Raw genomic sequence first — 20,445 nt, 5'->3', positions numbered from 1 at the left:
TCACCGTGAACAAAAAAGCGCAAACCGCCGAGAGCTCCAACCCCGGCGTCTCCCTTCCTATCGATATCGGTGGCGCCTATCCGCTGGATAAGGGCAGCAGCCTGTTGCTCGATACCAAGGAGGCGCCCGCCGCCGACGCCGTCACCGACGAGCTCTGGTATAAGGATGCCATCATCTATCAGCTCCACGTCAAGGCGTTCGCCGACAGCAACAATGATGGCATCGGAGACTTCGCCGGGCTGACCGAGAAGCTGGGATATCTGCAGGATCTCGGCGTCACCACGCTGTGGCTGTTGCCGTTTTACCCCTCCCCCGGCCGCGACGACGGCTACGACATCGCCGATTACGGCGACATCAACCCCGATTTCGGGACGATGAAGGATTTCAGGCGCTTCATCCAGGAAGCCAAGAAGCGCGGCCTGCGGGTCATCACCGAACTCGTCGTCAACCACACATCCGACCAGCACGACTGGTTCAAACGCGCCCGGCGCTCGGACCCGAATTCCAGCGCGCGCAACTGGTATGTCTGGAGCGATACCGACCAGAAATATCTGGGCACGCGAATCATCTTCACCGATACCGAGAAATCGAACTGGACCTGGGACCCGGAGGCCGGCCAGTTCTACTGGCACCGCTTCTTCTCGCACCAGCCGGACCTCAATTTCGACAATCCGCGCGTGGTGAGCGCGCTGGTGCAGGTGATGAAGCGCTGGCTCGACACTGGGGTCGACGGCTTCCGCCTCGACGCGATCCCCTATCTTTGCGAGCGCGACGGCACCAACAACGAGAATCTGCCCGAGACGCACGCCATCATCAAACGGCTGCGCTCCGAGCTCGATGCCTACGCCAAGGGCAAGGTGCTGCTGGCCGAAGCCAATCAATGGCCGGAAGACGTGCAGGAATATTTCGGCCGCGGCGACGAATGCCACATGGCCTATCACTTCCCGCTGATGCCGCGCATCTACATGGCGATCGCGCAGGAAGACCGCTTTCCGATCACCGACATCCTGCGCCAGACGCCGGACGTTCCGCCCAACTGCCAGTGGGCGCTGTTCCTGCGCAATCACGACGAGCTGACGCTGGAAATGGTCACCGACGTCGAGCGCGATTACCTGTGGTCGACCTACGCCAACGATCCCCGGGCGCGCATCAACGTCGGCATCCGCCGGCGGCTCGCGCCGCTGATGGACAATGACCGGCGCAAGATAGAGCTGATGAACTCGCTCTTGTTCTCATTCCCGGGCACGCCGATCATCTATTACGGCGACGAGATCGGCATGGGCGACAATATCTATCTCGGCGACCGCAACGGCGTCCGTACCCCGATGCAGTGGACGCCGGACCGCAATGGCGGCTTCTCCCGCGCCGACCCGGCGCGGCTCTACGCGCCGACCATCATGGACCCCGTCTACGGCTATGAAGCCGTCAATGTCGAGGCGCAGTCGCGCAGCCTCTCCTCGCTGCTCTCGGCCACCAAGCGGCTGATCGCGGTCCGCAAATCGACGATCGCCTTCGGCCGCGGCACCATGACGTTCATCCGCCCGGAAAACCGCTCGGTGCTGTGCTATGTGCGCCAATATCAGGGCGAGGTCATTTTGTGCGTCGCCAACCTGTCGCGGTCGGCGCAGGCGACCGAACTCGACCTTTCCGCCTTCAAGGACCGTATCCCGCTGGAAATGCTTGGCCGCACCCGCTTCCCGGCGATCGGCGAATTGCCCTACATGATTACCCTCGCGCCTTATGGCTTCTACTGGTTCGAGCTGCAGGAACGCGACAAATCGGCGCCGCCGCCGCAGCGCGCGGTGCCCGAGTTCGAAACGCTGGTGGTGCCGCTGAACGCGACCTGGGTGTCGCTAGCGCGCGAACGCGGCGTGTTCGAGCGCGACGTGCTTCCGGGACATCTGGCGCGCAGCCGCTGGTATCCGGAACGGTCGGCCAAGGCGATAAAGCCGACCCTGACGTCGGCGATCCCGTTCTGTGACATCGGCGACAACCGGCCGTGGCTCGCCTTCTTTGAAACCACCGAACGGGGCATCACGACGCGCTACGTGCTGCCGATGCAGATCGAATGGGTACGCTTCGACCGCGAGCGCTACAATCCGCATGCGCTGGCCGCCGTTCGCCAGGGCGCGCGCGAAGGAACCCTGCTAGACGTCGCCACCGACCAGATCTTCATCTCACTGCTGTTGCGCAATCTGCAGCAATCGCTGACGGTCGACGAGAGCGAACAGGGCTTGCGGCTTGAATTCCGGCCGACCGGCCGCTTCGGCGACAAGCCGATCCGGCCGCCCGAGCACATCCGCACCGTCGATTCCGAGCTGCCCCGCAGCACCGCACTCGTGGATAACGATTGCGTCGTCAAGATCTACCGGACTCTGCAGCCCGGCCTCAATCCCGAGATCGAGATAGGGCGCTTCCTCACCGATGTCGCCAACTTTGCCAACACGCCGGCGCTGCTCGGCAGCGTCGAGCTGGTCGAGGGTAACGAGAAGAGCGCGGTCGGCGTCGTTCACGCCTTCGTCGCCAATCAGGGCGACCTCTGGACCGTGAGTGCGGCGTATCTCGACCGCTTCGTCGAGGAGCAGCGCCTGCTGGCAGCGAGCATCCATCCCGGCGAGCGCGAAGAAGAGATCCCCTATCTGCGTTACATTTCGCAAGCTGGGCGCCGCGTAGCCGAACTTCATGCAGCGCTCGCCAGCAACAGCGAGCTTGCCGAATTCGCGCCGGAGCCGACCGGCCGCGACGACGTGCAGGGCTGGATCGACGATTTGATGCTCTGCGCCGGGCGTGTTTTCGATGCGCTCCGGCAGCGGCGGGATACGCTAAAGGAAGCCGACCGCGCGCTGGCCGACCAGGTGCTGGCGTTGCAGGCAGCCCTGCCGGACTGGCTGGAAACGCTGCTCTTGCGCGAGGCCGATGTCGCCAACATCCGCTGCCATGGCGATCTCGATCTCAGTCAGTTGCTGATCGTCAAGGACGACATCTTCATCGTCGACTTCGAAGGCGCGCCGCGGCGCAGTATCGCCGAACGCCGGCGCAAGGCGCCCGCGGCGCGCGACATTGCCAGCCTGATCCGCTCGATCGATTATTCGGCAACCGCGGCCCTTGAGCGCGCGCTCAAAGTGGCCCACGATGAGCACGGCAAGCTCGGCGCGGCGCTTGGCGAGTGGCGCGACCGGGCGACAGTCGCATTTCTCGCCGCCTACCACGAGGCCATGACCGATCAGCGGCTGTGGCCGGCCGATCCGAAAGCGGCAGGCGGCCTGCTGACCTTCTTCCTGATTGAGAAGGCCTTGAACGAGATCGAGCACGAACTGTCATTCCGGCCGGAATGGCTGCGCGTGCCGCTGACCGGAATCATCCGAGTGTTGTCGCAACCATCCATCGAGGCCTCATGACCAAGCTACCCGCCGAGGCCTATGCCATCATCGAAGGCAAGCATTCCGATCCGTTTCATTACCTCGGCTTGCACAGCGAAGGCGGCCGCAGCGTGGTGCGCGCTTTCATCCCCGAAGCGTCCAACGTGGAGGCGATCGGCGAGCAAGGCGAGACGGCGCCGCTTGAGCGCATTCACGATGCCGGGCTGTTTGCAGGCGCGCTGCCGAACGGATCGAAACGCTACCAGCTCCGCGCCCGCTTCGGCGAGAACGTCGTCGATCTCGACGACCCCTACCGCTTTCCGCCCGTGCTCGGCGACTTCGACCTCTATCTCCTGGGCGAAGGCACCCACCGGCGGATCTACGACAAGCTCGGCGCACATCCGATGACGCTCGATGGCGTCGACGGCGTGGCGTTCGTGGTGCTGGCGCCGAACGCCAAGGCGGTCAGCGTGGTCGGCGATTTCAATTTCTGGAATGCCCGGCGGCATCCGATGCGGGTGCGCGGCGTCGGCTATTGGGAACTGTTCGTGCCCCACGCCCGCGCCGGCGACCGCTACAAGTTCGACATCACCGGCTCCGACGGGCGGCATCTGCCGCTGAAATCCGATCCGGTGGCCTTTGCCGCGGAGATCCGGCCCTCAACGGCCTCGATCGTGGTCGACGAAAGCAGAATCCCGCGTCCGCGACCGGCGCCATCGGGCATCAATGCGGTGGGCGCGCCGATCTCGATCTACGAGGTTCATCTCGGCTCCTGGCGTCGCAAGAACGGCAACGAATGGCTGACCTATCGCGACCTCGCCGAACAGCTTCCAGCCTATGCGAAGGATATGGGCTTTACCCATATCGAGTTTCTGCCCGTCAGCGAGCATCCGTTCGACGGCTCATGGGGCTATCAGCCGACCGGCCTGTACGCGCCGACCAGCCGGTTCGGCACGCCGGAAGATTTTTCCGCCCTCGTCGATGCCTGCCATCGCGAGGGGCTGGCCGTGTGGCTCGACTGGGTGCCCGGACATTTTCCCGACGATCCGCATGGGCTCGGCTATTTCGACGGCACCGCGCTCTACGAGCACGCCCACCCGATGCAGGGCCGCCATCTCGACTGGGGCACGCTGATCTACAATTACGGCCGCACCGAAGTGGTCAATTTCCTGGTCTCCAACGCGCTGTTCTGGCTCGATCGCTACGGCATCGACGGCCTGCGCGTCGATGCCGTCGCCTCGATGCTCTACCTCGACTACAGCCGGCCCGCCGGCGAGTGGATTCCGAACCGGCTTGGCGGCCGGGAAAACCTCGAAGCCATCGAGTTCCTGCGCCGCTTCAACATCGAACTGTTCGGACATTTTCCGGAGGCCACCACGGCTGCGGAGGAATCCACCGCGTGGCCGCAAGTCTCGCGGCCGGTCGAATATGGCGGGCTCGGCTTCGGCTTCAAATGGAACATGGGCTGGATGCACGACACGCTGAAATATGTCGGCAAGGACCCGGTGTACCGGAAGCACCATCACGGCGACGTCCTGTTCGGCCTGCACTACGCGTTTTCGGAGAATTTCATTCTGCCGCTGTCGCATGACGAAGTCGTGCACGGCAAGCGATCGATCCTCGGCCGCATGCCGGGCGACGAATGGCAGCGCTTTGCAAACTTGCGCGCCTATTACAGTTTCATGTTCGGCCATCCCGGCAAGAAGCTGTTGTTCATGGGCTGCGAATTCGGCCAAGAGCGCGAATGGAATCACGATCATTCGCTCGACTGGCACCTTTTGGCGCAGCACCGGCATACCGGCATCCAGAACCTGATCCGCGACCTCAACCGGCTCTATCGCAGCGTGCCGGCGCTGCACGAGATGGACTGCAACCAGGCCGGATTCGAATGGGTCATCACCCATGATTCCGGCGGCAACGTCTTTGCCTGGCTACGCAAGGGGTTCGACGCCCATGCGCGCTGTCTTGTGGTCGTGAACTTCTCGCCGAACGTCTACCACAATTATCGCGTGCGGGTGCCGTTCGGCGGCAAGTGGAAGGAAGCGCTCAATTCCGATTCCGCGCATTATGGCGGCAGCAATGTCGGCAATATCGGCGAAGTCCACACGCTGGAAGGCAGCATCCCCGAGCTCAGCCTGACCATCCCGCCACTGGCCGCGATCTTTCTCGTACCGGAAAGCTGACGCATGCGATTGTCCGCGGGAAGCCCCGCCCGCCTCGGAGCAAGCTGGGACGGCAGGGGCACCAACTTTGCGTTGTTTTCGGCCAATGCGGAGAAGGTCGAGCTTTGCCTGTTCGACGGCCAGGGCCGCCGCGAGCTCGAGCGCATCGAGCTGCCTGAGCGCAACGAAGACGTCTGGCACGGCTATCTCAACGACGTCTCGCCCGGGCAGCTCTATGGCTATCGCGTCCATGGCCCCTATGCGCCCGAGCGCGGACACCGCTTCAATGCCAACAAGCTGCTGCTCGATCCCTATGCCAAACGGATCGCCGGGCGGCTGGTGTGGAGCGACGCGCATTTCGGCTATCGCACCGGCAGCGCGCGCGAGGATCTTTCCTTCGACCGCCGCGACAATGCCCGCGGCATGCCGAAAGCGGTGGTAGTCGACGAGAGCTTCAACTGGGGCCGCCGCGAGATACGGCCGAACATCGCCTGGGAAGACACCATCATCTACGAGGCGCACGTCAAGGGCCTGACGCAAAAGCGCGACGATGTCGGTCCGGGCTGGCGTGGCACCTATGGCGGGCTGTGCTCGCCGGCGATGATCGATCATCTCAAGCGGCTCGGCGTGACCACCATCGAATTATTGCCGATCCACGGGCTGATCGACGACCGGGTGCTGGTGGAACGGAAGCTTGCGAACTACTGGGGTTACAACACGCTGGCGTTCTTCGCGCCGGAGCCGCGCTATGCGCAGGACAACGCGCTCGACGCGTTCCGCACCACGGTGGCTCGGCTGCACGACGCCGGCATCGAGGTGATGCTCGACGTGGTCTATAACCACACCGCCGAGGGCAATCATCTCGGCCCGACACTGTGTTTCCGCGGTATCGACAACGCGTCCTACTACTGGCTCAGCAAGGACAACCCGCGCTACTACGACGACTTCACCGGCTGCGGCAGCTCGGTCAACCTCACTCATCCACGCGTGCTGCAGATGGTGATGGATTCGCTGCGCTACTGGGTCGAGGTCTGCCACGTCGACGGTTTCCGCTTCGATCTCGCCACCACGCTGGCGCGGGGGCCGAACGGCTTCGACCGCAACTCCTCGTTTCTGACCGCGGTACGGCAGGACCCGGTGCTGGCAACGGTCAAGCTGGTCGCCGAGCCGTGGGACCTCGGCATGGGCGGCTATCAGGTCGGCGCGTTTCCGTCGCAATGGTCGGAATGGAACGACCGTTATCGCAGTGCGTTGCGGCGCTACTGGAGCGGCGAAGGCAGCCTGATCGGCGAGGTCTCGCGCCGCATGACCGCCTCATCCGACCTGTTCCATCACGACAATCGCGCAACGCGCGCCAGCATCAATCACATCACCGTCCATGACGGTTTCACGCTGGCCGATCTGTTCAGCTACAACGAGAAGCACAACGAGGCCAACGGCGAGGACAATCGCGACGGCTCCAACGACAACCACAGCAACAATTGCGGGCATGAGGGCCCGACCACTGATGCCGCTATCGTTGCGCTGCGCCGGCAGCTCCGCAGGAACCAGCTCGCCTGCCTGTTCCTCGCGCAGGGGACGCCCTTGATGCTGGCCGGCGATGAAGTCGGCAATTCGCAGAACGGCAACAACAACGCCTATTGCCAGGACAATGAGATCGGCTGGGTGAATTGGGACAATCTCGGCAAGCCGGGCGACGACCTCACCGATTTCATCAGCCACATGACCGCGCTGCGACGGCGCTTCGCCCAACTCCGCTGCCAGCGCTGGCTCTCCGGACGGCGCAAGGATGGCTCCTATGGCGTGCTGTGGCTGACGCCGGCGGCCGAGGAGATGCATGAAGCCGACTGGAATTTTCCGGAGGGGCGATTCCTCGCCTATGTGCTGGGCCCGTTGGAACAAGGTCAGCCGCCGATCTTTATCGTCCTGAACGCCGCGCCTGAAGAGATCGCTTTCACATTGCCCAAGATGACCGAGTACAAAAACTGGCAGCAGGTGCTGAACACGACTGAGCCCGTGCAGGGTCCTACCGAACTCGCACCGGGCGCCAAGACCAGCGCGCCGCCGCGGTCAGTGCTTGCCTTTGCGGGCGCGGCATGAATGACCGGCACGGACCGTTTCTGACAAACTACGGCACGCGGTTTCGGCTGTGGGCGCCGGCGGCGAAACGCGTCGAGGTGATGCTGGAGCGACCTCACGCGATGAAGCGCGGCGAGGACGGCTGGTTCACGGCCGATATCGCCGGCGTGAAAGCCGGCGCGCGCTACAGATTCCGCATCGATGACGAGATCGAGGTGCCGGATCCGGCGTCGGCGTTTCAGCCCGATGACGTCTTTGGCCCGAGTGAAGTGATCGATCATGAGGCCTATCCATGGCGTGCTACGAACTGGCGCGGACGGCTGTGGGAGGAAGCAGTGATCGTCGAAGCCCATGTCGGGACTTTCACCAAAGAAGGCAGCTATCGCGCGATGATCGACAGGCTCGATCATCTCGTTGAGACCGGCATCACCGCGCTGGAATTGATGCCGCTGTCGGATTTCGCCGGCTCACGCAACTGGGGCTATGACGGCGTGTTGTGGTACGCGCCCGACAGCGCCTATGGCCGCCCCGAAGATCTCAAATCGCTGATCGACGAGGCGCATCTGCGCGGGCTGATGGTGATGCTCGACGTGGTCTACAACCATTTCGGCCCGGAAGGAAATTATCTCGGCCGCTATGCGCCAACCTTCTTCACGCAAGCACAGACACCGTGGGGCAGCGCGATCGATTATCGCGTGAAGGAAGTCCGTGCCTTCGCGATCGAGAACGCGCTGCACTGGCTGCGCAACTATCGCTTCGATGGCTTGCGGCTCGATGCCGTCAACAGCATCGTCGAGCCGGGCGGGCTGTCGCTGCTGCACGATCTCAGTGCCGCCGCCGGCAAACTCGCCGCGGAAACCGGCCGGCACATTCACCTGGTGCTGGAAAACGGCGACAACCGCGCCAGTATTCTGGACGCCGCTGAAGACCCGCCGCGCGGAAAGTATCGCGCGCAATGGAACGACGACTATCATCACGCCTGGCGCGTGCTGATGACCGGCGAGAAGCAGGGCTATTATGGCGATTACCAGCGCTCGCCGAGGTCTGACATCGCGCGCTCGCTGTCGTCCGGCTTCGTCTACCAGGGCGAGCTATCTACGTTCCGGCGCGGCAAGCGCGGCGAACCGAGCGGCCATCTGGCGCCGACCACCTTCATCAACTTCCTGCAGAACCACGACCAGATCGGCAATCGCGCGTTGGGCGACCGGCTCGAAGGCAATGCCGACGCGCGGATGATCGAGGCGGCGCTTCAGGTCCTGCTGATCGCACCTCACATTCCCCTGCTGTTCATGGGCGAGGAATGGGGCTCAACTGTCCCCTTCCCATTCTTCTGCGACTTCGGCGGCGATCTTGCCGACGCCGTCCGCAAGGGCCGCCGCGTTGAATTGGCCTGGGCCTATGCGGAATATGGCGATGAGGTCCCCGACGCGCTTGCGGCTTCGACGAGGGACTCTGCGGTGCTCGACTGGGACAGACGCGAGACGCCCGCGGGACGAAAGCGCCTGACGCTCGTACGAGAGCTGCTGCGAACTCGCAAGCAGCAGATTGTCCCCCGTCTGGCCGGCGCCGCCTTCGGGAAGGCGCAGGTGGCAGACGATGGTTTGCTGACGGCCCATTGGCGGATGGGCGATGGCGCCACGCTCCGTCTCGTTGCCAACCTGTCGGGCCAGGCCATCAGCCATGCACCCGGCGGCCCCGCGGGAACCCTGATCTGGGGCAGCGAGTTGGGCGACAGTGTCCCGCCATGGACGGTGCTCTGGCGCATCGGATAGAAAAATGCCCCCGGCGATCCCGATCGCGACCTACCGCCTGCAATTGTCGGCGGATTTCGATTTCGACGCCGCTGCTTCCGTGGTGCCCTACCTCAAGGCGCTCGGCATCACGCATCTCTATGCCTCGCCCTTCATGCGTGCCCGCAAGGGCAGCACGCATGGCTACGACGTCACCGACCACGCGGAGTTCAATCCGGAGCTCGGCGGCGAAGCCGGCTTCGAGCGGTTGAGCGCCGTGCTGCGGCAACACGATCTCGGGCTGATCCTGGATTTCGTGCCGAACCATGTCGGCGTGCATTTTGCCGATAATCCATGGTGGCTCGACGTGCTGGAATGGGGCCCCGCCTCGCCTCACGCGGCCTCCTTCGACATCGACTGGGAGCAGTTGCCGTACCGCGCACGCGGCGGCGTGCTGCTGCCGATCATCGGCTCGTCCTACGGTCAGGCGCTGGAAAATGGCGAGATCGAACTGCGCTATGACGCCGGCGAAGGCAGCTTTTCGGCCTGGTATTTCGAGCATCGGCTGCCGATCGCGCCGGAGCGCTATGGCGAAATCCTGCGCATGATCGTCAAGGAGGCGGGCGCGGAGGATAGCGCGCCCGGCAAGGCGATGCTTGAGCTGGCTCTCCGTTATCAGGGGTTGCGGCGCCCCAACCGCAAGGAAGCGCCTGCCTTCAAGGCCGAACTGAAAGGCATCACGGGGGCTGCCGACATCATCCTGCATGGCCTGGAAGCCTATCGCGCCGGAGCGGATCGCGCCGCTCAGACGCTTTCGCTGCACCATCTGCTCGAACGCCAGCACTACAAGCTCGGTCACTGGCGGCTTGCTTCCAGCGATATCAACTACCGGCGGTTCTTCGACATCAATACGCTGGCGGGGCTGCGCGTCGAAGACGCCGGCACCTTCGAGGCGATCCATCGCCTAGTCAAACGGTTGATTGCGGAGGAAAAGCTGCAGGGGCTGCGACTCGACCACATCGATGGCCTGCGCGATCCCGTCCAGTATTTCCAGCGCCTGCGCCGGCTGGTCCGCGAGGCGCATGGCGGCCGTAACAGGCCGTTCTATGTGTTGGTCGAGAAGATTCTTGGCGAACAGGAAAAGCTGCCGTTATTCGCCGGCCTCCATGGCACCACCGGCTACGAGTGGATGAACGCAATCACCCATGTGCTGATCGACGGTCGCGGCCTGGAGCCGCTCGACGAGATCTGGCGGCAGATCAGCAACCGTTCACCGCAGATCGAGCCGATCCTGAGAGAAGCCAAGGGCCGCGTGCTGGAGACATTGCTGACCAGCGAGTTCACGGTGCTGACGCGCCTGCTGGCACGGATTGCCAGCGGACACTACTCCACTCGCGACTACTCCGCCGACAGCCTGCGGCAGGCGCTCGAACTCTACGTGCTGCATTTCCCGGTCTACCGCACCTACCTGACATCGTCAGGGCCATCAGCGCATGACCGCCAGTTGATCTCCAACACGATCGAACGGGCGCGCGCCGACTGGTTCGCCGCCGACGACGGCATTTTCGATTTCCTGCGCGACACCCTGACGATGGACCTGATCAAGCCCGGCCGCGCGCACCACAGCGCGCCGCGCGTCCGCCGGTTTGCATTGAAGGTGCAGCAATTCACCGGCCCCATGATGGCGAAGTCGCTCGAGGACACCACGTTCTACCGCTACCACCGCCTGCTCGCCCTCAACGAGGTCGGCGGCGATCCGGCCGCAAAGGCGCTTTCGATCGACGAATTCCACGGGATGATGCGGTCCCGTGCCAGCGAATGGCCGCATGGCATGACGGCGACCGCGACGCATGACACCAAGCGCGGCGAGGATGCGCGTGCGCGCATCATGGCGCTGGCGGAAATTCCGGGCGAATGGACCAGCGCAGTGGCCCGATGGAAGCTGCTTAACGCGCCGCATCTCTTGGTCGATGGCGATCTGCGCGCGCCGTCGGCTGTGTTCGAATACATGCTGTATCAAGCGCTGCTCGGAGCATGGCAGCCGAACGATGCCTCTTTTCCGGAGCGAATGCTGGAATATGCTCTAAAGGCCGCGCGCGAGGGCAAGCAGGAAACGAGCTGGCTCAATCCCCACGAGGCCTACGAGGCGGGCGTAGAGAGCTTCATTAGGAAAATCCTCGATCCCTCCCTTTCGGGCGAATTCCTGAACTCCCTGCAAACGCTGGCGCAGCGGCTTTCGCTGCTGGGCGGCTTGAATTCGCTCAGCCAGATCACGCTGAAGACGACGATGCCGGGCGTGCCGGATTTCTATCAGGGCACGGAGCTTTGGGATTTTTCACTGGTCGATCCCGATAACCGGCGACCGGTCGATTTTGCCGAACGCGCAGGGCGGCTCGACGCGCCGGAGAATTCGGATTGGGACCGGCTGGTCGCGAAGTGGCCGAGCGGTCATCTGAAGCTGGCCTGGACCAGGCATCTGCTCAAGCTTCGGACCGAACTCGCCGACATATTCACAAACGGTGATTACGAGCCCCTGGAAGCGAGCGGTCCGCATCGCGACCATTTTATCGCGTTCGCCCGGCGGCGCGGCCGCGAAGCCGCGATCACCGTGGTCACGCGTTGGTTTGCGCCGTTTACCGACAGCGGCAGACATTGGCCTGGTCCGGAGAATTATGACGCCGCACTGAATGTCGGCGGCTATGCAGTGGAAGGCTTTGCGGACGCCGATGCTGCGCAATTGCGCCTGTCCGACCTGCTGACGCATCTACCGGTCGCCGTGCTGAAAGCAAGATTCACCGGCGCGGTAAAGCCGGCGCGCAAACGCGCGGGCACCTAGCGCCTTCGGTTCTGCGTCAACTCTTCTTGGTCAGCAACAGCTTGCCGCGGTTCTGAATCGCAGCCTGGGCCACTTCGGCAAAGCGCTGCAGCAGCCATGGCAGCATGACTTCCACCTGCACATGATCCTCGGCGACGTCGACATGGCCGGCGGCCGCCTGGCCTAGCGCGCGAACGCGAAAAATCATGCGGTTGTCTTCCCATCGCTCCTCATCGACGCTCAGCACCGGCACGCCGGAAGCGGCGCGCGACAACCCGGTCTTCAGGCGGCGCATCGCCTCCTCGCGTCCCAGGCTGTGCGGGATGGAAACCACCAGCGGTTTGGTCATCGCAGAAATCCCTCTCTCGTCCAACCGGATGTAATTGCACCTGCTTCGAAAGGAAGGGCTACGCGTATTATCGCAACGCAAACCGGAACCTAGCTGACTCCCCGCTGTTGATCCACACAAAGGGCAGAGCATACAGAACGCCCTTTTGGGCTGAGGAGAAGTTTATGTCTATCGGCACCATCCTTCTGATCATTCTGATCATCGCCCTGCTCGGCGGGTTCAGCGGCATCGGCGGCGGTCCGTTCTACGGCACCGGATATTACGGTGGCGGCGGGCTGGGCCTGGTGATCGTGATCCTGCTGATCCTGCTGCTACTCGGGAAGATTTGAGCGGATCGTAAATTGTAGGGTGAGCAAAGCGACAGCGTGCCCACCTTCCTTTAACGCAATCGACATGGTGGGCACGCTTCGCTTTGCCCACTACAAGCTAGAAGCTGTCATCTTACACCGTGTACAACTGTCATCACCTGCGTAAGCGGGTGATCCGGTATTCCAGAGACGTTCGTGATCAATCGAGAGGCCGCGGCGCACTGGATACCCCGCATGCGCGGGGTATGACACCTATTGTGAAGCCAACTTCTTCATCGCCGGCTTGATCGAGCCCGCCGCATCGTCGTAGCCGGCCCAGGCCTTTGTCTTGGCCAGCAGCGAGGGCACGGTGCGCACCGTGTACTTCTTCGGATCGAGATCGCCGCGCACCTGCGCCCAGGTCAACGGCATCGAGACAGTGGCGCCTCTGCGCGCACGCGGCGACAACACCGCGACCGCCGTCGACATCCGGTCGTTGCGCAGATAGTCGAGGAAGATCTTTCCCCTACGCAGCTTCTTCGACATGTTGAGCAGATAGCGCTCGGAATCATCATTCGCCATCCATTGGCAGATGCCTTGCGCGAACGCCTTGGCCTCCTTCCACGCGACCTTGTCCCTTGCGCCGTAGAGCAGCGGCGCCACCACGTGCAGCCCCTTGCCGCCAGTGGTCTTGCAAAAGCTCTCGAGGCCGACGGCGGTCAGCCGCTGGCGCATATCTTTAGCGGCTTCGATGACTTCGGCGAATTCAACTTCCGGCGCGGGATCGAGGTCGAACACCAGCCGTCCCGGCGTATCATAGGCATCGGGCGCGCAATTCCAGGGATGCAGCTCCAGTCCGCCGATCTGCGCCACCGCCGCCAATCCCTCGATCCGGTCGATCTGCAGATAGGGTTTGCGGTCGCCCGAAACCTTGGCCAATTCGAACAGGTTGGACGCACCCTGCATGGCGTGGCGCTGAAAGAATTGTTCGCCGCCGATGCCATCGGGCGCGCGGACGATCGAGCATGGCCGGCCCTTGAGGTGGCCAATCATCCATTCGCCGACGGCCTCGAAATATTGCGCAAGGTCGAGCTTGGTGACGCCCTCGCCGTCGCCGGCATCGGGCCACAGCTCCTTGTCGGGCTTCGAGATCCCGACGCCCATGACCTCGGCCGCCTTGTTCGTCGCAGGCTTCGTGCGCGACGCCACTCCCTTGCCCTTGCCCGGTCTGGGCTGCGCGACGTCAGCTTTGGATGGCATTTCCGCCTCCACTTCCTTGGCCGGCTTGTCCTGCCGCAGGCCCTTGAACGCGGCCTGACGGATATTGCCATCGGCGGTGAAGCCCGCGAATTCGATCTCGGCGACGAGTTCCGGTTTCAGCCAGTGCACGTCGCGGGTTTTCTTCGGCGCGTTCTTGCCGCCGAACGGGCTCTTGTCGGAGGCCGCCGCCTTCAGCGCCGGCATGATGCGGCGGACCTTATCCTGCCCGAAACCGGTGCCGACGATACCGACAAAGGCGAGATGATCGCCGCGGTAGACGCCCGCCATCAGCGACCGGAATTTGCCGCTGGTGGTTTTCCAGCCGCCCAGCACCACCTCGTGCCCGGCCCGGCATTTCGCCTTGGTCCAGCTCTCCGAACGGCCGGAGCGATAGGGTGCGTCGAGCTTCTTGGAAACGATGCCTTCCAGTTCCAGCTTGCAGGCCGATTGCAAAACAGCATCGCCGCCGCTTTCGAAATGCTCGACATAGCGGATTTGCTTCTCCTTGCCCTTACGCGCCTCCAACAGCTTCTTCAGCCGCGCCTTGCGGTCGTCGAGCGGCAGCCCGCGAAGATCCTCGCCGTCGGCGAACAGCAGATCGAACGCATAGAAGATCAGGCTTTCGCTGTCGCCGTCCGACAACGCCGCCTGCAATGTCGAAAAATTAGGCGCACCGTTATGATCGAGCGCGACAATTTCGCCGTCGATCAGCACATCGGAAAGCGACGTCGCTTCCTTCGCGATCGCCTTGAATTTATCGGTCCAGTCGAGGCCCTTGCGGGTGTTGAGCACGGCATCGCCATCCTCGACCCGCAATTGCACGCGGTAGCCGTCGAACTTAATCTCATGGCACCAGCCCTCGCCGCCAGGCGGCCGCTCGACCACCGTGCAGAGTTGCGGCGCGACGAAGTCGGGCATGGCAGCAACTTTCTTCGGTCGCGCGATCTGCGCCGGTGCCCGCGTTTTCGTTTCCGGGGTAGCCCGCAATGCGGCCGTCTTCCTGTTCGCCCGCGCCTCGGCGGCGTCACCCCGGTTCGACTGCCAGACCGCGTCGGCTTGCGTTCTCTTGGCCAGCATGAACGGCTTTGGCGCCTTGCCCTTGCCTTGCGCGATCTGCGCCATGGTTCGCCCCGAGGCTGCGGAGCGATCCTCTTCCAGGATGTCGTTGGCCTCGCCTTCTTTGGCGAATTCGTCGCGGTGCTTGATCAGGAGCCAATTGGTGCGCTTGCCGCCATAACGGTCGCCCCGCATCCGCACCAGGACCCAGCTTCCATGCAGCTTGTCGCCGTGCAACGTGAATTTCAGGTCGCCCTTCTTGAAGCCGTGCTCGGGATCATCCGATTCCCAATAGCCGCGATCCCATAGCATAACGGTGCCGCCGCCATACTGGTCTTCGGGAATGGTGCCTTCGAAATCGCCGTAGTCGAGCGGATGATCCTCGACCTCGACCGCCAGCCGCTTGTCGTGCGGATCGAGCGAAGGCCCCTTGGTGACCGCCCAGGATTTGAAGACGCCATCGAATTCCAGCCGAAGATCGTAATGCAGGCGCGTTGCGTCATGCTTCTGGATCACGAACCGTCGCTGCTTGGCAGGCGCGACCTTGACGTCGCCGGAGGGCTCCGCCGTCTTGCCGAAATCGCGCTTCTTCCGGTACGTGCTGAGTCTTTTCAACGCCACGGCAAACCTCGACGATTACGACCGCTCGCAGGGCGGCATTCGGAACGAAAACCCATACTAACCGTTGAAGTTCCCAAACCCAACCATGCCGGAGACTGCAATGGCCCCCCGCGCCTATTGGAAAGGCTCGCTAAAGCTCTCCCTGGTGTCATGCCCGGTGGTGCTTTATCCCGCCTCGACATCGGTCGAGAAAACCCGCTTTCACATGATCAACAAGGAGACCGGCAACCGGCTGAAGCAGCAGATGATCGATGCCGAGACCGGCGATGTCGTGGAGAGCGACCAGAAGGGCCGCGGCTATGAGCTGAAAAAGGGCCAGTATGTCGAGATCGAAAAGGACGAACTCGAGGCCGTCCAGATCGAGAGCAATCACACCATCGAGATCGACAGCTTCGTGCCGCGGGACGAAATCGATAAGCGCTATTACAACCACCCCTATTACATCGCGCCTGACGGCAAGGCCGCGGTCGACGCCTTCGCAGTGATCCGCGACGCCATGAAGGATGAGGAGCGGGTCGCGCTGGCGCGCATCGTGCTGACCAACCGCGAGCACGTCATGGCGATCGAGCCGCTCGGCAAGGGCCTGCTCGGCACCACGCTGCGATATCCGTACGAGCTGCGCGACGAGGACGACTTTTTCGAGGACATCAAGAGCCCCAAGATCACCAAGGACATGGTCGAGCTCGCGGGCCACATCCTGCACAAGATGGCCGCGCATTTCGATCCCTCGAAATTCAAGGACGAATATGAAGACGCGCTGAAGGCGCTGGTACGCCGCAAGGCCTCCGGCAAGACGATCAAACTGCCTGAGCCCGAGGAAAGGCCGGACAACGTCATCAACCTGATGGATGCGCTGAAGGCGAGCCTGAAGGGAAAATCGGCGGCGAAACGGCGGGCGCATGGCTCGACCGCGCGGCGGGCGCCGGCGCGCCGGACGGCCAAGAAGGCTCACCGGTCCGCAGCCAGGCACCGCAAGGCGGGGTGAGGCTGGTCCACCGTCATTGCGAGCGAAGCGAAGCAATCCAGAGTCCCATCGGGATTCTGGATTGCTTCGTCGCTTTGCTCCCTTGCGCAAACGCTTCGCGTTTGTCGCAGGCAATGACAGAGGCGAGCGCCCTACCGCTTCGCCTTCCGCTTCGACTTCTTCGCTGCCTTTTTCTTCGCCGTCTTGCGTTTCTTCGACGCCTTCTTTGGCACCTTCTTGCCCTTGGCCCTCGCCTCCGACAGCCCGATCGCAATCGCCTGCTTGCGGCTCTTGACTTTCCTGCCTGATCGGCCGCTCTTCAATGTGCCAGCCTTGCGCTTCTTCATCGCGCGCCCGACGTCGGTCGACGCCTTCTTCGAGTATCTTCGTGCCATTGCTTTTCTCCGGCTTCCTCCGTTTGGCGAAAATGTAATCATCGGTGGCATGCAAAGTTCCGCGCACGTCATAGTCCGCTTGCATTGATTGGAGACGGAAGGCATTTTCAGTCTCAGGGGGACATCTGAAACGCCAGCAAGAAGAACGGCAGCATTCCCCCGTGAGGACGCCGGATCGGGAGGATTGAATGACATTGACGAAGTCGCACGTCGCAGGACCGACCACACCTGCGGTGCGGGAGATGACGTTCGGCGATCTCTTGCGCAAGGCGGCCGAGGAGGCGCCCGATCGCCTGGCCCTTATTGCAGGCGTCGCCGATCCAAAGCTGCGGCGACAATGGACCTACGCGCAGTTTTATCGCGAAGCCCAGCGCACTGCCCGCGCGCTGCTGTCGCGCTTCAAACCGGGCGAGCGTATTGCCGTCTGGGCGCAGAACCTCCCGGAATGGGTGATGCTCGAATTCGGCGCCGGCATGGCGGGCATGATCCTCGTTACCGTGAATCCGGCCTTTCGCGCCCGCGAGGTCGAGTACGTATTGAAGCAGTCGCGCTCGGCCGGCGTCTTCGTCGTCAGCGGTTTCCGCGGCAACCCGATGCTCGAGACCGTGCAGGCGGTGGCGCCGAACTGCCCCGAGCTGCGCGAGATCATCTGCTTCGACGACTGGAATGCCTTCATCGCCGCAGGCGACGATGAGGGCATCAAGCTGCCGGCGGTCAGTCCCGACGATCCCGTCATGATCCAGTACACTTCGGGCACCACGGGCTTTCCAAAGGGCGCCCTGCTCCGTCATCGCGGGTTGCTGAACAACGGCGCCGACACCGCCGACCGGATGGGCGTCGATCCCGGCGACGTCTTCGTCACCACGATGCCGTTGTTTCATACCGGCGGCTGCGTCTGCTGCGTGATCGGCGCGGTATCGAAAGCCTCAACTCAGGTGCTGATCGAGGCCTTCGAGCCTGGACTGGTGCTGGAAATGCTCGGAATCTATCGCGGCAATGCGATGCTCGGCGTTCCCACTATGCTGGTCGCGATGCTGGAACACGCGACATTTCCGACCACTGATCTCTCATCCGTCAAGGCGATCTGCTCGGGCGGCTCCACGGTGCCAGCCGCGCTGGTGCGGCGATTGGAGGAAAAGCTCGGCGCCCCCTTCACCATCGTGTTCGGCCAGACCGAATGCTCGCCGGTCGCGGCACAAACCCGCACCACCGACAGCGTCGAGGACAAGGCCAACACGATCGGCCTGCCGCTGCCCAATATGGAAACCAAGATCATCGATCCCGATACCGGCGAGACCGTCCCGATCGGCACGATCGGCGAGTTCTGCACCCGCGGCTATCACGTGATGCTCGGTTACTTTGAAATGCCTGATGCGACCGCGGCTGCGATTGATGCAGACGGCTGGCTGCATACCGGCGATCTCTGCGCAATGGACGAACGCGGCTATTGCACGGTGGAAGGCCGCCTCAAGGATATGATCATCCGCGGCGGCGAGAACATCTATCCGCGCGAACTGGAGGAGCTCTTGTTCAAGCATCCCAACGTCGGCGAAGTCGCGATCATTGGTGTGCCCCACGAAAAGTGGGGCGAAGAGGTCGCGGCCTTCATCCGCCCGGCGCCCGGCGCAACAATCGAAAAGGAAGAATTGATCGACTACATGCGCGCCTCGCTTGCCCCGCACAAGACGCCGAAGCATTGGTTCGTGGTGGACGCATTCCCGCTGACGGGATCGGGCAAGATCCAGAAATTCAAGCTGCGGGAAGCCTGGACCAAGGGCGAGATGACGGCGATCTAGACTAGAGCACGGTCCTTGCCCCCTTCGAGGAGCCGCCCAAAGCACGGCTGAGGCCAAGTCGCGCATGCCCACTCCCCAGCTTCCAAGCCAATCGGCAATTGTCCGGATGAGATCCTCGTTTGGTGATGGCTCGCGCCTTCGCGGCGCACCATATCGGCGTTGCGACCGGCTCCGGGAAAATACGGACGTAGGAGGAATAAGACGCGGCGGCAAAATTGCGCTTCCGTCTGCCGAGCGCTTTTTTTGACAGCTATGCGCCTTCATGCCACGTTGCTGGCAATGGGGTGAGACAACGTCCGTCCCGGCACCTTCCAAGGCCAAAAAGAAACGTAGCCACCTCATCGAACGTACCGTCGAACAACACTGCGGCAGCGTGAGCCGTGGGCGTCGGTCTTGCGTGAAACGAAGGGAGGAGCTGCGATGATTAAATCCACACTGGTATTGGGATTCGCGGGGCTAGCCGCCTTGGCCCTCGCGGCGGTGACCACAGATGCTAACGCGCAGGAAAAAGTCCGCTGGAAGATGCAGAGCGCGTTCGGCAGCCAACTGCCACACCTCGGCACCTCGGCCGTGCGCTTCGTGAAGAATGTCGAGCGGTTGTCGGGCGGCAAACTGGAGATCAAGTTCTACGAGCCCGGTGCGCTGATCCCGCCGCTGGAGTGCTTCGACGCGGTGGCCAAGGGCTCGATCGAATCATGCTGGACGACGCCCGGCTACCACACCGGCAAGTATCCCGCGCTCGCCTTCTTCACGACCGTGCCGTTCGGACCGCCCGTCGGCGAGTTCCTCGGTTGGAAGTGGTTCGGCGGCGGCAACCAGTTGCGCAACGAGATCTACGCCCAGCACGGCCTGATTGCGATCGACTCCTTCGCCATCGCGCCCGAGACCTCCGGCTGGTTCCGCAACGAGATCAAGTCGGTCGAGGAACTCAAGGGGCTGAAGATGCGGTTCTTCGGCCTTGGCGCACAGGTGATGCAGAAGCTCGGCGTCTCCACCCAGCTGCTGGCAGCGGCCGATATCTATCCTGCGCTGGAACGCGGCGTGATCGACGCGACCGAGTTCTCGATGCCGACGATGGACACCAAGTTGGGCTTCCATCAGATCGCCAAGTACAACTATTTCCCAGGCTGGCATCAGCAGACCTCGGTGAGCGAGCTTCTGATGAACAAGGCGGCATGGGACAAGCTGTCGGATCAGAACAAGGCGATCATCGAGATCGCTCTCGGCGAATCCGTTATGCACACCTACGTCGAGAGCGACCACGCCCAGTTCGCGGCGATGGCCGAGATGCGCGACAAGCACAAGGTTCAGGTCAAGCGCTGGAGCGACCAGGACCTGGCCGCGCTGGAGAAGGCCTGGCTGGAAGTGCTGGCGGAGGAATCGGCCAAGGACCCGCTGTTCAAGAAGGTCGCCGACCACTACCTGGACTACCGCAAGAAGTTCGCGGTCTGGGGCGTGTCGCAGACGATGAAGGCCACCTACCAGAAGGATTGAGCGGAGGCAGCCGGTGCAGCGCGCGGCTGCGCCGGCTCCCGCCGGGGAGGTTTGCCTCGCCGGCAGGTGATGAGATCA

The 20,445-nt window shown here is 63.0% G+C and carries 12 protein-coding genes; 9 read left to right on the top strand and 3 right to left on the bottom strand.

What is annotated here, in order from left to right; genetic code table 11:
- Positions 1-101: 101 nt before the first annotated feature.
- Genes treS through treY form a run of 5 tightly spaced genes read left to right on the top strand, consistent with a single transcriptional unit; the run spans position 102 to position 12,166 of the window.
- A complete protein-coding gene (gene treS, locus GWE18_RS27935; RefSeq protein WP_275188987.1) occupies positions 102-3,398 on the top strand; it encodes a maltose alpha-D-glucosyltransferase in 3,297 nt (1,098 codons plus the stop codon).
- A complete protein-coding gene (glgB, locus tag GWE18_RS27930) occupies positions 3,395-5,542 on the top strand; it encodes a 1,4-alpha-glucan branching protein GlgB (RefSeq protein ID WP_275188906.1) in 2,148 nt (715 codons plus the stop codon). The genes treS and glgB overlap by 4 nt, the downstream gene beginning before the upstream one ends.
- A 3-nt stretch (positions 5,543-5,545) precedes the next feature.
- Complete coding sequence (gene glgX / locus GWE18_RS27925) at positions 5,546-7,621, top strand: glycogen debranching protein GlgX (RefSeq protein ID WP_275188905.1); 2,076 nt, start codon at positions 5,546-5,548, stop codon at positions 7,619-7,621.
- Positions 7,618-9,372: a malto-oligosyltrehalose trehalohydrolase gene (treZ, locus tag GWE18_RS27920; RefSeq protein WP_275188904.1), complete on the top strand. Its 1,755-nt coding sequence runs from the start codon at positions 7,618-7,620 to the stop codon at positions 9,370-9,372. The genes glgX and treZ overlap by 4 nt, the downstream gene beginning before the upstream one ends.
- A gap of 4 nt (positions 9,373-9,376) precedes the next feature.
- Positions 9,377-12,166 carry a malto-oligosyltrehalose synthase gene (treY, locus tag GWE18_RS27915; RefSeq protein WP_275188903.1) on the top strand — a complete coding sequence of 930 codons (2,790 nt, stop codon included), beginning with the start codon at positions 9,377-9,379 and terminating at the stop codon, positions 12,164-12,166.
- 16 nt (positions 12,167-12,182) lie between these two features.
- Here the strand turns inward: treY and GWE18_RS27910 are convergent, their stop codons facing one another.
- Complete coding sequence (locus tag GWE18_RS27910; RefSeq protein ID WP_057848881.1) at positions 12,183-12,494, bottom strand: polyhydroxyalkanoic acid system family protein; 312 nt, start codon at positions 12,492-12,494, stop codon at positions 12,183-12,185.
- A 164-nt stretch (positions 12,495-12,658) separates the two neighbouring features.
- Here GWE18_RS27910 and GWE18_RS27905 point away from each other — a divergent pair, with 164 nt between their 5' ends.
- The gene (locus tag GWE18_RS27905) at positions 12,659-12,823 is read left to right on the top strand and encodes a DUF3309 family protein (protein WP_082645846.1); all 165 of its coding nucleotides are present in this window, start codon (positions 12,659-12,661) and stop codon (positions 12,821-12,823) included.
- A gap of 231 nt (positions 12,824-13,054) precedes the next feature.
- Here the strand turns inward: GWE18_RS27905 and ligD are convergent, their stop codons facing one another.
- Complete coding sequence (gene ligD / locus GWE18_RS27900; protein ID WP_275188902.1) at positions 13,055-15,718, bottom strand: DNA ligase D; 2,664 nt, start codon at positions 15,716-15,718, stop codon at positions 13,055-13,057.
- A 100-nt stretch (positions 15,719-15,818) separates the two neighbouring features.
- Here ligD and GWE18_RS27895 point away from each other — a divergent pair, with 100 nt between their 5' ends.
- The gene (locus GWE18_RS27895) at positions 15,819-16,703 is read left to right on the top strand and encodes a Ku protein (RefSeq protein ID WP_275188900.1); all 885 of its coding nucleotides are present in this window, start codon (positions 15,819-15,821) and stop codon (positions 16,701-16,703) included.
- Positions 16,704-16,834: 131 nt separating this feature from the next.
- On the opposite strand, the gene GWE18_RS27890 is transcribed toward GWE18_RS27895, so the two are convergent.
- Positions 16,835-17,077: a DUF6496 domain-containing protein gene (locus GWE18_RS27890; RefSeq protein ID WP_275188899.1), complete on the bottom strand. Its 243-nt coding sequence runs from the start codon at positions 17,075-17,077 to the stop codon at positions 16,835-16,837.
- 188 nt (positions 17,078-17,265) lie between these two features.
- Between GWE18_RS27890 and GWE18_RS27885 the strand changes: the two genes are divergently transcribed.
- A complete protein-coding gene (locus GWE18_RS27885; RefSeq protein WP_275188898.1) occupies positions 17,266-18,873 on the top strand; it encodes an AMP-binding protein in 1,608 nt (535 codons plus the stop codon).
- A gap of 420 nt (positions 18,874-19,293) precedes the next feature.
- On the top strand, positions 19,294-20,367 hold the full coding sequence (locus GWE18_RS27880; protein WP_275188897.1) for a TRAP transporter substrate-binding protein: 1,074 nt from the start codon (positions 19,294-19,296) through the stop codon (positions 20,365-20,367).
- Positions 20,368-20,445 lie beyond the last annotated feature (78 nt).

The sequence above is a fragment of the Bradyrhizobium sp. CSA112 genome, from assembly GCF_029051645.1.
Taxonomy (GTDB): Bacteria; Pseudomonadota; Alphaproteobacteria; order Rhizobiales; family Xanthobacteraceae; genus Bradyrhizobium.
Note: the sequence above shows the minus strand (reverse complement) of the source record. Positions and strands in the feature narration are given on the sequence as shown.

Bases quoted from the DNA above. Each gene is read 5' to 3' on its own strand.
- GWE18_RS27895 (WP_275188900.1), top strand. From the start codon at position 15,819: ATGGCCCCCCGCGCCTATTGGAAAGGCTCGCTAAAGCTCTCCCTGGTG.
- glgX (WP_275188905.1), top strand. From the start codon at position 5,546: ATGCGATTGTCCGCGGGAAGCCCCGCCCGCCTCGGAGCAAGCTGGGAC.
- GWE18_RS27885 (WP_275188898.1), top strand. From the start codon at position 17,266: ATGACATTGACGAAGTCGCACGTCGCAGGACCGACCACACCTGCGGTG.
- treY (WP_275188903.1), top strand. From the start codon at position 9,377: ATGCCCCCGGCGATCCCGATCGCGACCTACCGCCTGCAATTGTCGGCG.
- treZ (WP_275188904.1), top strand. From the start codon at position 7,618: ATGAATGACCGGCACGGACCGTTTCTGACAAACTACGGCACGCGGTTT.
- GWE18_RS27910 (WP_057848881.1), bottom strand. From the start codon at position 12,494: ATGACCAAACCGCTGGTGGTTTCCATCCCGCACAGCCTGGGACGCGAG.
- GWE18_RS27890 (WP_275188899.1), bottom strand. From the start codon at position 17,077: ATGGCACGAAGATACTCGAAGAAGGCGTCGACCGACGTCGGGCGCGCG.
- GWE18_RS27905 (WP_082645846.1), top strand. From the start codon at position 12,659: ATGTCTATCGGCACCATCCTTCTGATCATTCTGATCATCGCCCTGCTC.
- GWE18_RS27880 (WP_275188897.1), top strand. From the start codon at position 19,294: ATGATTAAATCCACACTGGTATTGGGATTCGCGGGGCTAGCCGCCTTG.
- glgB (WP_275188906.1), top strand. From the start codon at position 3,395: ATGACCAAGCTACCCGCCGAGGCCTATGCCATCATCGAAGGCAAGCAT.